The sequence below is a fragment of the Pseudomonas arabinosi genome (genome assembly GCF_047758675.1).
GTDB lineage: Bacteria > Pseudomonadota > Gammaproteobacteria > Pseudomonadales > Pseudomonadaceae > Aquipseudomonas > Aquipseudomonas arabinosi.
The window spans coordinates 3,953,057-3,966,010 of the sequence record NZ_CP180480.1 but is presented as its reverse complement, the minus strand read 5'-3'; the positions used below and the strand labels follow the sequence as shown (position 1 = coordinate 3,966,010).

General features: G+C 53.8%; 12 protein-coding genes and 6 pseudogenes. 10 read left to right on the top strand and 8 right to left on the bottom strand.

Features of this window, described 5'->3' with window-relative positions; translation table 11 throughout:
- Window positions 1-182 precede the first annotated feature (182 nt).
- Together ACMXYJ_RS18505 and ACMXYJ_RS18500 are read right to left on the bottom strand one after the other, a co-directional pair.
- Window positions 183-746 (bottom strand): AAA family ATPase, encoded by a 564-nt coding sequence (locus tag ACMXYJ_RS18505; RefSeq protein ID WP_415756338.1) that lies wholly within the window; start codon window positions 744-746, stop codon window positions 183-185.
- Window position 747: 1 nt separating this feature from the next.
- Window positions 748-924, bottom strand: a pseudogene (locus ACMXYJ_RS18500) (transposase domain-containing protein); the annotation flags it as partial.
- A 60-nt stretch (window positions 925-984) separates the two neighbouring features.
- On the opposite strand from ACMXYJ_RS18500, the pseudogene ACMXYJ_RS18495 reads away from it, so the two are divergent.
- The 4 genes and pseudogenes from ACMXYJ_RS18495 to ACMXYJ_RS18480 form a co-directional block, all read left to right on the top strand.
- Window positions 985-1,276 (top strand): annotated as a pseudogene (locus ACMXYJ_RS18495) (transposase); the annotation flags it as partial.
- Between the two features lie 303 nt (window positions 1,277-1,579).
- Entirely contained in the window at window positions 1,580-2,950 is a 1,371-nt protein-coding gene (locus ACMXYJ_RS18490; RefSeq protein ID WP_415756337.1) for a flavin-containing monooxygenase, read from the top strand.
- Window positions 2,947-4,038 carry a hypothetical protein gene (locus tag ACMXYJ_RS18485; RefSeq protein ID WP_415756336.1) on the top strand — a complete coding sequence of 364 codons (1,092 nt, stop codon included), beginning with the start codon at window positions 2,947-2,949 and terminating at the stop codon, window positions 4,036-4,038. Before ACMXYJ_RS18490 ends, ACMXYJ_RS18485 begins: the two co-directional genes overlap by 4 nt.
- A gap of 15 nt (window positions 4,039-4,053) precedes the next feature.
- The gene (locus ACMXYJ_RS18480) at window positions 4,054-4,347 is read left to right on the top strand and encodes a hypothetical protein (protein ID WP_145307075.1); all 294 of its coding nucleotides are present in this window, start codon (window positions 4,054-4,056) and stop codon (window positions 4,345-4,347) included.
- Between the two features lie 203 nt (window positions 4,348-4,550).
- On the opposite strand, the pseudogene ACMXYJ_RS18475 reads toward ACMXYJ_RS18480, so the two are convergent.
- Window positions 4,551-4,744, bottom strand: a pseudogene (locus ACMXYJ_RS18475) (transposase domain-containing protein); the annotation flags it as partial.
- Window positions 4,745-4,757: 13 nt separating this feature from the next.
- On the opposite strand from ACMXYJ_RS18475, the gene ACMXYJ_RS18470 reads away from it, so the two are divergent.
- From ACMXYJ_RS18470 to ACMXYJ_RS18460, 3 genes are all read left to right on the top strand, one after another.
- Window positions 4,758-4,994, top strand: a complete 237-nt coding sequence (locus ACMXYJ_RS18470; protein ID WP_415756335.1) for a hypothetical protein — start codon at window positions 4,758-4,760, stop codon at window positions 4,992-4,994.
- Window positions 4,995-5,083: 89 nt separating this feature from the next.
- Window positions 5,084-5,398, top strand: a complete 315-nt coding sequence (locus tag ACMXYJ_RS18465) for a type II toxin-antitoxin system HicB family antitoxin (protein WP_415756334.1) — start codon at window positions 5,084-5,086, stop codon at window positions 5,396-5,398.
- Window positions 5,399-5,710: 312 nt separating this feature from the next.
- The gene (locus tag ACMXYJ_RS18460) at window positions 5,711-5,953 is read left to right on the top strand and encodes an AbrB/MazE/SpoVT family DNA-binding domain-containing protein (protein ID WP_415756333.1); all 243 of its coding nucleotides are present in this window, start codon (window positions 5,711-5,713) and stop codon (window positions 5,951-5,953) included.
- A gap of 255 nt (window positions 5,954-6,208) precedes the next feature.
- Here ACMXYJ_RS18460 and ACMXYJ_RS18455 read toward each other — a convergent pair whose 3' ends face one another.
- On the bottom strand, window positions 6,209-7,246 hold the full coding sequence (locus ACMXYJ_RS18455) for a GGDEF domain-containing protein (RefSeq protein WP_415760754.1): 1,038 nt from the start codon (window positions 7,244-7,246) through the stop codon (window positions 6,209-6,211).
- A 476-nt stretch (window positions 7,247-7,722) separates the two neighbouring features.
- Between ACMXYJ_RS18455 and ACMXYJ_RS18450 the strand changes: the two genes are divergently transcribed.
- The gene (locus tag ACMXYJ_RS18450) at window positions 7,723-8,034 is read left to right on the top strand and encodes a hypothetical protein (protein ID WP_415756332.1); all 312 of its coding nucleotides are present in this window, start codon (window positions 7,723-7,725) and stop codon (window positions 8,032-8,034) included.
- Window positions 8,035-8,061: 27 nt separating this feature from the next.
- Here the strand turns inward: ACMXYJ_RS18450 and ACMXYJ_RS18445 are convergent.
- The 4 genes and pseudogenes from ACMXYJ_RS18445 to ACMXYJ_RS18430 form a co-directional block, all read right to left on the bottom strand.
- A pseudogene (locus ACMXYJ_RS18445) lies at window positions 8,062-8,163 on the bottom strand (LysE family translocator); the annotation flags it as partial.
- A 167-nt stretch (window positions 8,164-8,330) separates the two neighbouring features.
- Window positions 8,331-9,170, bottom strand: coding sequence for a class I SAM-dependent methyltransferase (locus ACMXYJ_RS18440; protein WP_415756331.1), 840 nt, complete (start codon window positions 9,168-9,170; stop codon window positions 8,331-8,333).
- 151 nt (window positions 9,171-9,321) lie between these two features.
- Window positions 9,322-9,516, bottom strand: a pseudogene (locus ACMXYJ_RS18435) (transposase domain-containing protein); the annotation flags it as partial.
- 26 nt (window positions 9,517-9,542) lie between these two features.
- Window positions 9,543-10,761, bottom strand: a pseudogene (locus ACMXYJ_RS18430) (IS3 family transposase).
- A 399-nt stretch (window positions 10,762-11,160) separates the two neighbouring features.
- Between ACMXYJ_RS18430 and ACMXYJ_RS18425 the strand changes: the two are divergent.
- Together ACMXYJ_RS18425 and ACMXYJ_RS18420 are read left to right on the top strand one after the other, a co-directional pair.
- Entirely contained in the window at window positions 11,161-11,370 is a 210-nt protein-coding gene (locus tag ACMXYJ_RS18425) for a hypothetical protein (RefSeq protein WP_415756330.1), read from the top strand.
- Between the two features lie 750 nt (window positions 11,371-12,120).
- Window positions 12,121-12,744 carry a class I SAM-dependent methyltransferase gene (locus tag ACMXYJ_RS18420; protein ID WP_415756329.1) on the top strand — a complete coding sequence of 208 codons (624 nt, stop codon included), beginning with the start codon at window positions 12,121-12,123 and terminating at the stop codon, window positions 12,742-12,744.
- Window positions 12,745-12,954: the final 210 nt, after the last annotated feature.

Sequence of the window (12,954 nt, the reverse complement as noted above, 5' to 3'; positions counted from 1 at the left end):
GTGCCCTATTCCTCGCCAACAATTAAGGGCCCTATCAGGCCCTTTTGTACTCAAACCAACTCACTTGGTCAGCCAGGACTCGACGAGATCGGAGTCACGTCCGGCTTCCCAGACCTTTTGCTACGCTAACCTCTTTCATGGAGGACTCGCGATGCAAAAGTAAGCGTATAGCCAACACACGTTCACATGACTGACGGTGTGTGGTTCAGTCCGTCGACTGCATCCAGTATTTGCCATACCCGATCTGTAACGGATATGTCCCCCTCAAGCTTTAAGACAGTACAGGTAAGCGCAGACAGCCATTCCTGATGCCTGGCCAAGCTACGTCCAGGGACGCCCCCCTCATCATACTGAGCTGCCCAAGCCAGAAACTCGGGCTTTGCTTGACCGAAGCGTTTTACCTCTCGACGTTTTAGTCTCTCTAATCTGAGTTCAACAGGAAGATAAAGGAACACCACAAGATCAAATTCGCTCTCAAGCGGTTGACCCCAGCCCATTACTGATCCGGCAACCACTGCACGGCCATGAGAGCGCACTTCTTGTAGCAAGCGCTCTCCTCGTTGCGTTTTGTCTGCCAGATGCTGATATGGCGGGTTACTGGGCAGCCACAAAAAATCATCTGCTTCTAGGTGAGTTGTGCTCAGTTCCTTTGCTAAAGCATCCGCTAAGGTCGTGGTGCCGGTACCTGCAGCGCCTGTGATCAAGATGTAACGTGCCGTCTCTTTTGTCATTTCGCTTTCAGCCACTCTAAAACGTTGCCATCTCCGATAAATTAACAGTGCCCCACTGATGTGGCAGCAGTCGAGCGATCTCACTCGCCCGCTGCATTGGCAGGCGAGTAAGAACGTCCTTCAGGTACGCATACGGATCATGCCCATTCATGCGTGCAGACTGGATCAAACTCATGATTGCTGCCGCCCGTTTCGGACACTGCTGCCACGCTTTCCTGGCTCGTCGTGCTGGCTCTGCGTCCTTGCGTCGAAGCGGCAACTCTATCCGCTGGAAACCATGTTGCGCATTCATCTGCTGCAGCCTGGCTCACCCTGGGCGACCCGACGATGGAAGAAGCGCTATATAAAATCGCGCCAATACGCCAATACGCCAATACGCCAATACGCCAATACGCCAGTTCGCACGCCAGAGCCTCAGCGCGTCGATCTCCGAAAACACCACGATCATGACCTTCCGGCACCTGCTGGAAATACATAAGTTGGCCCATGCGATCGTCACCATCATCAATGGTTATTTGCAGGAAAAAGGCTTCTCCCTACGTCAGGTGTGTTAACGTTCTGACCGGTTTCAAGCATTTTTTCTCCTGTTTGACCGGATCGAACGCTGCCTTCCAGCGTTTTCTCGAGAACCCGCGCTTCATTGGTGGCCTGCCCACCCCCGGCCTTCTGTTTCACCGACAGATGCTGCCTTCATCACATAGCACCATCGGTTAAGCCGATTTTGGTGCGCATCACTCAGAGCTTGATGGCCCGACCGTTACCGGCACGAGCGTCACTCTTTTCCGCGCTCAGTCGTCGCCAGGGACAAGATCCCGCGCGCGATGAACCGCCTGAAGAAAGGAGTCTTTATGACTTTTAGAGTTGCCATTCTTGGCGCCGGCCCTAGCGGCTTGGCACAATTACGTGCTTTTGAAGCCGCCCGTTGCGACGGCGCTGAATCCCCCGAGATCGTTTGCTACGAAAAGCAGAGTGACTGGGGCGGTCTGTGGAATTACACCTGGCGCACCGGGTTGGATCTGTATGGCGAGCCCGTCCATGGCAGCATGTACCGGTATCTCTGGTCAAACGGCCCCAAGGAATGCTTGGAGTTCGCCAATTACAGCTTCGAAGAACACTTCGGCCGACCGATTCCCTCCTACCCGCCACGCGCCGTGTTGCGTGACTACATCATCGGCCGCGTAGCCAAAAGCAACGTGCGCCAGCACATCCGCTTCAATACAGCGGTGCATTGGGTTGCCTATGACGAGAGCACCGGCAAGTTCGCGGTCACCGTGCGCGACCTCAAGCAAGACCAACTGATCACCGAAGAATTCGATCATGTAATCGTCGCCACCGGGCACTTTTCGACCCCCAACGCGCCTTACTTCGAAGGCTTGGAGCAGTTTCCCGGTCGCGTATTGCACGCCCATGATTTCCGCGATGCGTGCGAGTTTCAAGGCAAAAATTTGTTGCTGGTTGGCAGCAGTTACTCGGCAGAAGACATCGGCACGCAGTGCCACAAGTACGGCGCCAAGTCGGTTACTTTCAGCTATCGCACCAAGCCTATGGGCTTTGATTGGCCGGAATCTTTTGCCGAAGTACCGTTGCTCACCAATGTGGTCGGCAAGACCGCACATTTTAAGGATGGCACCAGCAAAGAGGTTGACGCGATCATCCTGTGCACCGGGTATCGGCATCACTTCCCGTTCCTGCCCAACGAGCTAACGCTGACCACGCGCAACCGGCTATACCCGGAAGGCTTGTACAAAGGCATCGTGTCTTTGGCCAATCCGAAGCTGATGTTCCTCGGCATGCAGGATCAGTACTACACCTTCAACATGTTCGATGCCCAGGCCTGGTATGCCCGGGACATTATGCTTGGCCGCATCAAGCTGCCAGCAGAACAAACCATGGCCAGTGACACCCGTGAATGGGTGGCCCGCGAAGAGCAAGTGGCCGATCCCTTTGAAGCCATCGACTATCAGGCCGCCTACATACTCGACCTGCTTGAGCCAACCGATTACCCGCCCTTCGATGTTCTCACCGTGGCTGATATTTTCAAGGAGTGGGAGCATGATAAAGAAGCGGACATCCTCGGCTATCGCAACAAAAGCTATCGCTCCACGCTGACCGGCACCATGGCGCCCGTGCATCACACGCCGTGGATGGATGCCATAGACGATTCACTGGAAGCCTTCCTGCACGGCAAGCAATCGACGCCAGCAAAGGAATCTTCATGAATCAACCAAGCCTAAGCCAGGCTCGGTCGCGCTTCACCACCAGCAGCATCCGTTGGGGTTTTACGTGGGCATTGTGGTGCGCCGTGCTCTGGGGGGCTTGGTATGTGCCAGGTTCCGCAGTTTGGTTCGAAGCGCCCTATGTAGACCTGAAGTACGACACCAATGCCGAGTTCCTGTTGGCGGCAGCCGTGTTGACCACCTTCAACGCCGTTGCCGTGTTGTTCTTCCTGTTCGTTTGGAACGGGGTACTGGGCAAGTGGGGAGAGTACGTTCGCACCATCAAACAGATGCGTTACATCTCTAAGTGGTTCTTCATCGGTGCCATCTTTGGCGGCCCGATGGCCATCTTTGGCTCGTATTTGGCGATCGGTTATATCGGCGGGGCTTTCGCGGCTATTTCCGCATTGATGTACCCCATCATCGGCGCAACGCTGGCCAGGCTCTGGTACCAGGAGAAAATCACCCGGCGCGCAGCCGTGGGTATTTTCATCATCTTGGCCGGCGGTGTGACGGTGTATGCACCCGGCATCATTGCTGAAGTCACCGGCACCGGTGACACCGGCTGGCTGGGCTATTTAGGCGGTGCAATGGCTGCTATTGGCTGGGGTGTAGAAGGTGCAATCGCCGGTCGCGGGCTCGATGTTGCCGACCCGGATGTAGGCATTACGGTGCGTTTTACCGCCGAAGTGCTGTATTGGGTCGCACTGATTCTGCCGGCCATCTTTTTATTTACCGATCAACCGGTAGTAGAACTTGTTGTCGCCACATTCAATTGGGCCGCCATCGGCTGGCTGACGTTAGCAGGAGTGACTTTCGCCTTCTGCTACGTCTCTTGGTACAAGTCGTTCCCACTGATTGGCGTTGGTCGCGGGCAAGCAATTGCAGCGCTGTATGGTTTGTTTGCGGTGATCTTCCTCGCTGCCTTCACGCTGAAGTTTCCCGAATGGAACTTCTTGGCTGGTTTGGTGCTGTTTGTGGCGGGCGGGTTTGTGATGTTCACCGAAAGTGATGAGGTGCTCGAAGTAGTACGCGCCGTATCAACCGACAGCAAAAAACCTAGCATCGCCGTTGATGTAGTTAACTCGTGATGATTGGAGCAGGCCATGAATAAGCTGCATATGAAGGGCCGCATTCTCCAGTTGATCAACGATCAGCAGGACGTCGGCATCTGGGACTGGCAAATCACCGATGCGCTGATGAGTGAATACGGTCTTAGCGGTGACTACTGGCGCGGCAACACTCGCGTCACCCTGACAGACCTGTTCTCCAGCGGCATCATCGAAAGTGTTGAGGAGAAGCTCGATGACCAGGCCTATTTTGGTGCCGGCCGAGTGCTGTTCAAGTTCAGGATTAACGACTTTGGTCGCCAACGCATGCGCGACACTGCGCTGGCCTGATGGTTGTTGCCACTTACTATTATTATTAAGGAAGCACTATGTCTGATTTCTGGGGTTTTCCGGGGGCCGACATGCTCGCAGTCGCCCTTATTATCGTGCTCAGCAGCTTTGCGCTGTATCAGGCGCGGACTTTTGTGACGAAGCTGTAGTTGTATGCACGTTAAATAATGGTAGGCGCGTCCGCCGAAGTCACCTTGCGTGACTCAGGCGGGCATCCACCGATGCGGCAGCAGTTGATCAATTTCACTGGCACGCTGCGTCGGCAGCCGCGTCAGTACATCTTTGAGATAGACATACGGATCATGCCCATTCATGCGTGCCGACTGGATCAAACTCATGATCGCGGCTGCCCGCTTATCGCGCGTAGTGACCCGGCGAACAACCAATTCGAGCGTCCACCATCGCCCTGAATGCTGGAGTTCGGAAGGTGTGTTGGCTGGACGCTTACAGACCTGCTCCCTTCCCTGCTATTCAAGATCAATCAGAATCAACTCGCCCTTGAGGCGGCTATCATGGAATTGACGCTTTGGGTTGAGCAGCGCGGATCAGGTGAGGTCGGAGGTAACGTGCGAGGCGCGCTGGAAACGATCAGCAAGAATGAAAAGTTCATCCAGATGACGCTCGCGGTGTTGATGGCACCCGAGTGATCTACCCCATGATCTGTATGCCTACTTGAAGAACGCCTACCGACGCAGCGCGCGAGTGAAATTACCGCGATAAACTCCGAGGAGTGACCATGTACGACTATGCAATCCGCTTTGAGGAAGACAGTGTTCCAGGACTTGCCATGTTCTGCCGCGACCTTCCAGAGCTGAACAGCTATGGCGATGATCGGGAGAGCGCAGTCAGCGAAGCCCTGGACGCGATCGAGACAACCCTATCCGTTTACGTCGATCAGCGACGAGTCATACCAGTAGCATCTGCGCCGAAGGCTGGTGAGCACGTAGTCCGCTTGCCAGCGGTAACCGTGGCGAAGATCGCGCTATGGAACGCCATGATGGAGCGAGATATGCGCAAGGCTGACTTGTGCCGGTTGCTCGGCGTGCATTAGGCCCAGGGTGATCGCCTAGTGGACTTTTTACACACATCAAAAATTGAACAATTAGAAGCGGCTTTGAAAGCTTTTGACTTGCGCCTCTCGGTAACCGTGCAGCCGTACTATGCCGAGCGCATGGGATTTCCGAGGCATCGATAAAGGCAGCCTCAACGCGGGTGCTTTCTATGAGGCACCGGATCAACACTGATCTGATCGACCTGTTAAGTACCTCGGAGCGTGAACAGCTCGAACCTTTGCTAGCTGCGCTCTGAGCCTGTACGCAAAAGCACGTTACCATTGCCGACTCAGACGCAATGGAGACCGCACGTGAGAAAGCCACCGATGAAAATCATCATTGAAGAATGGGATGGTGACGGCGCTATTCGAATTCCTGATGAAGCGTTACAGGAGTTGGAGCTGGATGTCGGCGACGCTGTGTACCTGATAGAAGAATTTGTCGGCAACACGCGCTGCCTAGTCCTATCAAAAAAGCCTCAAATCACAGATCGGATAGACGAACTCACTGAAGCCTGGAATAGCGAACAGCGCGGCAGCCTCGAAGACAAATGAGGAAGCCATAAAATGCTCCGCTGCACCAGTACATCAGGCTGAACTTCAGAGTCCTTCGCCAGGCCGGAAACGCATACCTGGACACATTACCTGAAGGCGCGAGATCGAGCCGGGCTTAAGCCCGAAGGAGCGACCTCCTCCATTGACGTCACTTCACACCACAGCTTAGCTATGGCTGCCATTCGGAATGAACGCGAATCGAATCACCATATCCTGTGGAGCTTTGTGATTGCAGCAAGTGTCCGAACGCCAGTTTCAGTTCACTCGGTTGCGCCCGCTGCGCTTGGCTAGATAGAGCGCATCATCGGCACGAGTCAGAAGGCTTTCCACATCGTCACCCGCTTTGGCGAGGGCGACACCAAGCGACGCAGTTACAGTGTCTAGCACTTCATCTGTACCACGAACCTTGATTCGCAGCGCCTGAATTTTTAGGCGCAGTTGCTCAGCAAAAGTATGAGCACTGGTGAGATCAAAACACTCTTGCAGGACTACACAGAACTCTTCACCACCATAGCGTGCCGCCAGGGCCTGAGGCGGGATTGAGTTCCGTAACACCTGACCAACATGCTCCAGTACGCGGTCGCCCAAAGGATGGCCATACCGGTCATTGAACTGCTTGAAATGATCGATATCCAACATGACCAATGCCACCCCATGAGGAGCGTTGATCAATGCATGATCCAGCAAGCGAGTGAAGGTAGCTCGGTTCAACACCTTAGTCAGCCCATCCAAAGATGCAGCCAGTTGGGCTCGCTCGAGCTTGTCTCTCAGGCTCTTAATTTCATTTTGCGCTGAGTGCAGTTGGGAGAGAAAAAGCTCCTGCTGATCCTGCATGACCTGGGTGCTCTGTTGCAGCTCGCTCAGAATGGCGGGCAACCTCTGGTCGACCGGCTCCGCGAGCATTTCCATGCAATGGCCAAGACTGGCTTGAAAGTTGGCGCTGCCATTCACGCAACGCGAGACATCACGCTCCATGTCGTCAACCAGATCGATCGCTTGTTGTTGCCCTGCGCGCGCCTCCTCCAACTCCTCACGAATGATGTAGTCGCGAAAAAGCTTTGTAGCGGATTCTGGAGGGAAACAGTCGAAGTCTTTGACGACCCTGTCCAGATGGCGATTAAGCTCTGGCTCCTGACCTTTGCTGTAGGTGTACCAGAGAGCATAGTGCACAGGATTTGGTGGAATGTTGTGACGCACCATCAGTGGTACGGCCTGCTTAAGCAGAGCCGCCGCCTCGCGGGAGTCCTCTGGATACAGCGCTAGGGCACTCGCACGCGTCTCTGATTGGCTCATAACGTCACTGTGGTTGGTTTTTATTGGCATATATGAAGTCGGGGGCAGCATATCCTTACGTACACCAAGAGGCCATACATAATGTATGCCTACTACCTGTTGGACTAGCTATAGACCGAACTCGACTACAGCAATTTCCTGATGAAATAGCCCCAGCTATCAGCTAACGCCATCGGTTGGTTTACCCACGTAGAGGCCAACACCCATGATCAGCGTGCTGGAAATCGAGAAGGGATCGTAGCCTTGTACTCTCTCACTGCCTGCGTTCCTGTCGATTACGGAATCATCCCAGGCATGTACCCAATTTGACACGATCGCCGCGTTGGAAGAAATTGATGATCCGCCTCTTCTCTTCGACCTGAAATCCTGTGGCTGCATCCGCATCCCAAACTTTCGAAACGATCGATTGGATGTTCCCCAACGGCCACTGGCCCAGTCGATTACTGGGTGCCTGGTTTCCTCATAGGAGTGACAAATTGCTGACTCGGCCCGACAAAGATGCGCTACGTGCAATGCTGGAATCGCAAGTTAAAGAAAAGCTACAGCACGACCCTGATGCGGTAACGACTTATGCAGCACAGCCTGAACCCGAACGAAAGCCATACACCAGTAAGCCCACGGTTCAGGACAAGGCGTTTCACAGGGAGCTCGATCAGATGCGTGCGGATGCTGAAGCCGGAGTGATACATAAATCAGTGCGCGAGCCAATGGACGATGGTGAGACTAGCCTTGCGCTCGATGATTACCCTGGCTTGAAAGAGGCAGGCTTTGCATCAAATCAGTGGTGATGTTTTGGCACCTGTACTGCCCTCCTCTTATGCAGCCTGTCGACGCATGGTCAGGATGGCTGCTCCGAAGCAGATGAACGTCGCCCCAACTACCCAGCTGACCCGCCGGGATAGCTCGGGACGGGCTAGGGTCTGGTTGATTCGCCATTTCTTACCAGTATCGAACTTTCTTCCAGGTTAACAAGCGGATCGCCATGCGCAAAAAACCTTCAAAACCCAAAATCGTAAAGCGTGAGGTCTGGAGCAGTTTCCTCAGAGAAAGTTGCTCGCCCTTGTCCCTAGAATCGACGGATGTGTTAGCCCGCAACAGCAGTGACTTGACGCAGATTATCTGTAAATCCCACGAAACCATCGCTGTCACATGTGACTGATAGAGTATTAATATACTCCCTCTTCATACTTTCTCGCATGGCATCTGGAATTCCATGCAAATCATACATGCTTTCAAACCAGCTCCACATTTCTAACGGTGAATAGCGTCGCGAGATAGAAATCTCATCTATTGCAACATTAGCGAAACCGCCTGCGAGCAATTGTTCAATTTGTACATCGCCTTCGAGGCGTTTGTCGCCGAGGCGTGGAATCGTTGAGTTTAAATTTTGTCGGGCAGTGCGCAGAATCTGGATGTATAGGTTCTGCGCATTGCTAGACTCTGGCTTTGCGCCGACAATAAAAGAAAACAGGCCGCCAGGTTTTAGTACTCTTCTAATTTCTGCTATTACCAACTCCAAGTCGTCCATGAGCATGAGAGCCATGTGACATAATACGATGTCCACTGAGCCCGTAGGCAGCGTCATCTCTTGCGCACGCCCTTTGATAAGGGTTGCGTCTTGCCCAAGTCGATGCTCGGCGGCAGTGAGTTCCCCCCGGCTTATATCAACACCGATCAACGTCGCAGTCTTCGATCTCGATAGGGTTACCAGCTCTAACAAATAGCCGTCGCCACAAGCGACATCCAGCACAGTCAGCGGCATACTCGCCTTAGGGACAACATCTACAAGAAATTCATAGGAGGACGCCGCCGCCTTCCCACCCTTGACAGCTGGGAGTGCCATAAACGCTTTCGACGTAATACCTGCTCTTTGGTCATGGAACTCTGAGAGAAAGCGCTCTGTTGAGGAAAGAATCAGTGACATTTGGGCCCCTAGCTAGAGATAGATACCGAAAGATACGTTAACGCCCGGATGGCTTTGGTGGACGAGATTCTCTTTCTATCCCGCTATCCGCGTCTGGTAAGGGGGGGTTAGCGTTCCAATCCGGGAGTCTGTCAAAGTTACCTTGAGTAAGCTAGGCCGATACCCAATGATGCGGCAGTAGTTTTTCGATCTCACTCGCCCGCTGCGTCGGCAGCCGAGTTAGCACATCCTTCAGATAAACATACGGATCATGCCCAGTCATGCGCGCCGACTGGATTATACTCATGATCGCCGCCGCCCGTTTGCCACTGCGCAGCGACCCGGCAAACAACCAGTGGACTTGCCCCTACCAAACCGGACACCAACTCCCCGTTAAATTGATGCTGCCGCTAAGCGCCTGAATTCCCTCGGTGAGCGATAGTTCAAGGCGCTGTGCGGATGCTGCTCGTTGTAATGCTCGAAGGCAATTGCCAGGTTGCGTAACGCCGTTTCTCGATCCGGCTTGGGCATATGCGCCACGTAATCACGCTTGATCGTCTTCACAAAGCTCTCGGCCATGCCGTTGCTTTGCGGGCTGCGCACTGGTGTGGTCACCGGCTGCAAACCGATCTGTCGAGCAAACAGGCGCGTCTGTTCGGCGGTGTACGCCGAGCCGTTGTCACTCAGCCATTGCACCGGCGTGGTGGGTAGTTGATCACCAAAACGCTTCTCCACGCTTTCCAGCATCAAGTCGCGGATATCATCACCGCTGTACCCAGTCGGGCTCGCGACCCAGCCGATAGCCTCGCGATCACAGCAGTCCAGGGCGAAGGTGACGCTCAGTTTGGCGCCGTCCTCGCAGCGGAACTCAAAGCCGTCCGAGCACCAACGCGTATCGCTGGTTTCCACGGCAATACGGCCTTCGTGCCGACGCGGCACGCCGGGTTGTTTGATCCGGCGCTCAAGCAGCAGGTTGTGATCACGCATCACCCGGTAAACCCGCTTCACATTGATCGCGGGCAGCAACTGGGTTTCACGGGCGCGGCGCAGTAATCCCCAGACACGACGGTAGCCATAGCTGGGCAACTCGCTGACCTGTTGCTGGATTTCAACTACCAGATCAGCATCGTTCAGGGCCTGCTTCGCCGCACTTTGGGCGATACCAACTGCTTGATTCGAACCGTTAATTGCGAGCGCGCCACACCGAGACATTCGTTGACCAGCTTCACTGATCGTCCCCCGGCAACAAGGGTGAGTGCGCAATCCATTTTCGCGACCGGGCGATCTCCACGGCCTCTTTGAGGATTTCTGCTTCCATCGTTTTCTTGCCCAGCATCCGTTGCAGTTCACGGATCTGCTTGAGCGCATCGCTCAACTCGGAGGCAGGCACCACGGCTTCGCCGGAACTGACCGCCGACAGGCTGCCGTCCTGATAAAGCTTGCGCCACAGAAACAGCTGATTGGCATTGATGCCGTTGCGCCGAGCGACGACCGACACACTTTGTCCTGGTTCAAGGCTCTCGCGAACCATGGCCAGCTTTTGCTCTGGGCTCCAGCGGCGCCGCCGCTCCTGGCCCAAAAGCTCCCCACTCTTATCGTTGCTGTTAGTCATAAACATAACCGTTTGCCTATCCCTTATCGTAAGGGGGAAACGGTGTCCTGTCTTTCATGGGGCTCGTTCAAAGCCTATAGGTGCAGTCTGACAGTAGAAGCGCGATCCGTTACGCATTGATCCCATTTCCGTTGGGATTGCAGGGACAACAACAAATCTCGAAATCATCTTCACGCCCTCTCCAAGCACCTCTTTACTATTAGCGGCTATGGGCCACCATCGCAAGCGACCGCAGTCAGTTTCCGATGAGAAGCACGAGCGGACATTAGTCGATTGGAAACATCGCAAAAAGGCATGAGTGAGGTCTGCTACCCCGCATCTCAATTTGCTGGAAAGGCCATCTCTTCCTAAAGAGTCTCCTGCTGCTACGCTGACCTCCTCCTCCACGGAGGAATCACGATGCCAAATTCTGACCTGCTCGCCCTCCTACTATTCAAGATCAATCAGAACCAACTCGCGCTGGAAGCGGCCATTATGGAATTGACGCTTTGGGTTGAGCAGCGCGGATCTGCTGAAGTCGCCGACAACGTTCGTGGAGCGTTGGGCACGATCAGCAAAAATGAAAAATTCATCAAAATGACGCTCGCAATGTTGATGGCTCCGGAGTGATCAACAGGCAGCTAAAATCCAAATGCAGACGGTCAATTGAACTGCTGTGACTTCGCTCTTGTCATCCGAACAGAGCACACTGATTCGCCAATCTCGCCTGAGAGCGTTGATCCAATGACACCGACAGAAAAACTTCTGAAATGGCACTCAAGCTGGGCGATCGATCAGGGAATTGTCAGGTGCAAGACTTGCCATGCTGAGCAGGCGGAACTGGATAGGGACAAAACATTTCCCCACGGGCCAGGCTGCGCGAAGGCTTCTTTGGGGATCACGATGTCCAAAGCTCATTCTCAAGCGGTCAAAAGCACGACTAGCCATCTTGGTTTCCGAAAATCTAAGGACGCAAGTTTGCAATAAAAGTCTCGTACAGACGGGGCTTTTACCGCCTGAAATGGCGGAGGGTAGTCGTTGGCTTTATGGTTGCGGTAGCCGGGCCTGCCGGCCCGAAGCAACGACTTAAGGAAAAATGGCTCAACACGTCACCTATTGCTAAGCCGTCCTTCCTGCGAAGGTAAGCGTCATGATTCGTTGAAAGCTTGTAAGAGTATGCCCAAGTCACCTTGCATGAATCACGCCCTCTGAGCGCATCCCTGTGAAATGCATCCCGGCGCAAATCGAGACCGCTGTCGCCTGGCTGCATAAGTCTCGAAGCTTGGTTCTTCAGTTGCCTTTTCAGGAGACTCCGTATCAAATCCCTGCCAGCATACGAAGGCTCTTGACGAGATTACGATCACAGGGAAGGTTAAAGGAATGCAATGCAAGGATCCAAGCGGGACATTTAGGTGGAAAACTTACTACGAGCACCACAGAGACCGTCCAGCATCATCGCTTCTTCACACAGCACTTGGACTTGCTAGCACTCAGACGAACTCTAGAAAAGCTGTGGATCTGGGCTGCGGCTCTGGCAACGAGACTCGCGCTTTACTTCAAGCTGGCTGGGATGTTCTAGCTATCGACCGAGAGCCGGCCGCAATCGAAATGGTGCACGCCATCGGTCTGGTTCACCCTGCTGCAAAGATAGAAACAACTATCCAACGGTTTGAAAGTCTCGAGACTTTGCCACCCTCGTCGTTGATCCATGCAGGTATGGCCTTACCATTTTGTCATCCAGATTACTTTGAAAAATTCTGGTCAGTTGTGATGTCTGCACTTCTGCCGGGAGGTTTTTTTGTGGGCCAACTCTTCGGTGACAAAGATGATTGGGCATCCGACGCGACTAGAACCTTTCACTCTGAGTTAGAGGCTCGCGCGCTATTTCGGGGTCTTAGCTTGAAGGCCTTTGAAGTCCATGAATATGATGGGCGCAGTATGCGTGGCACCAAGCATTGGCATCGCTTTGACGTCATTGCCCAAAAGCCAGTGTCGAGCGAGTGAACTTGGCTGCTTTACCTTTTTACCCATAAGCGTAACGCCAATTGTGCGGCAGCAAATTGGCAATTTTGCGGGGACAGATTAAGCGGTTACCCCTCCCACCTCCCGCGAAGTCTCTGTCCTCATGCAGAGAATCATTGCGCCCTGTCATAAATTGTCTCAGCTCAGTCCTGCATAATTGTTGAAATTATGGAGTCATACCGGTACTTCTAA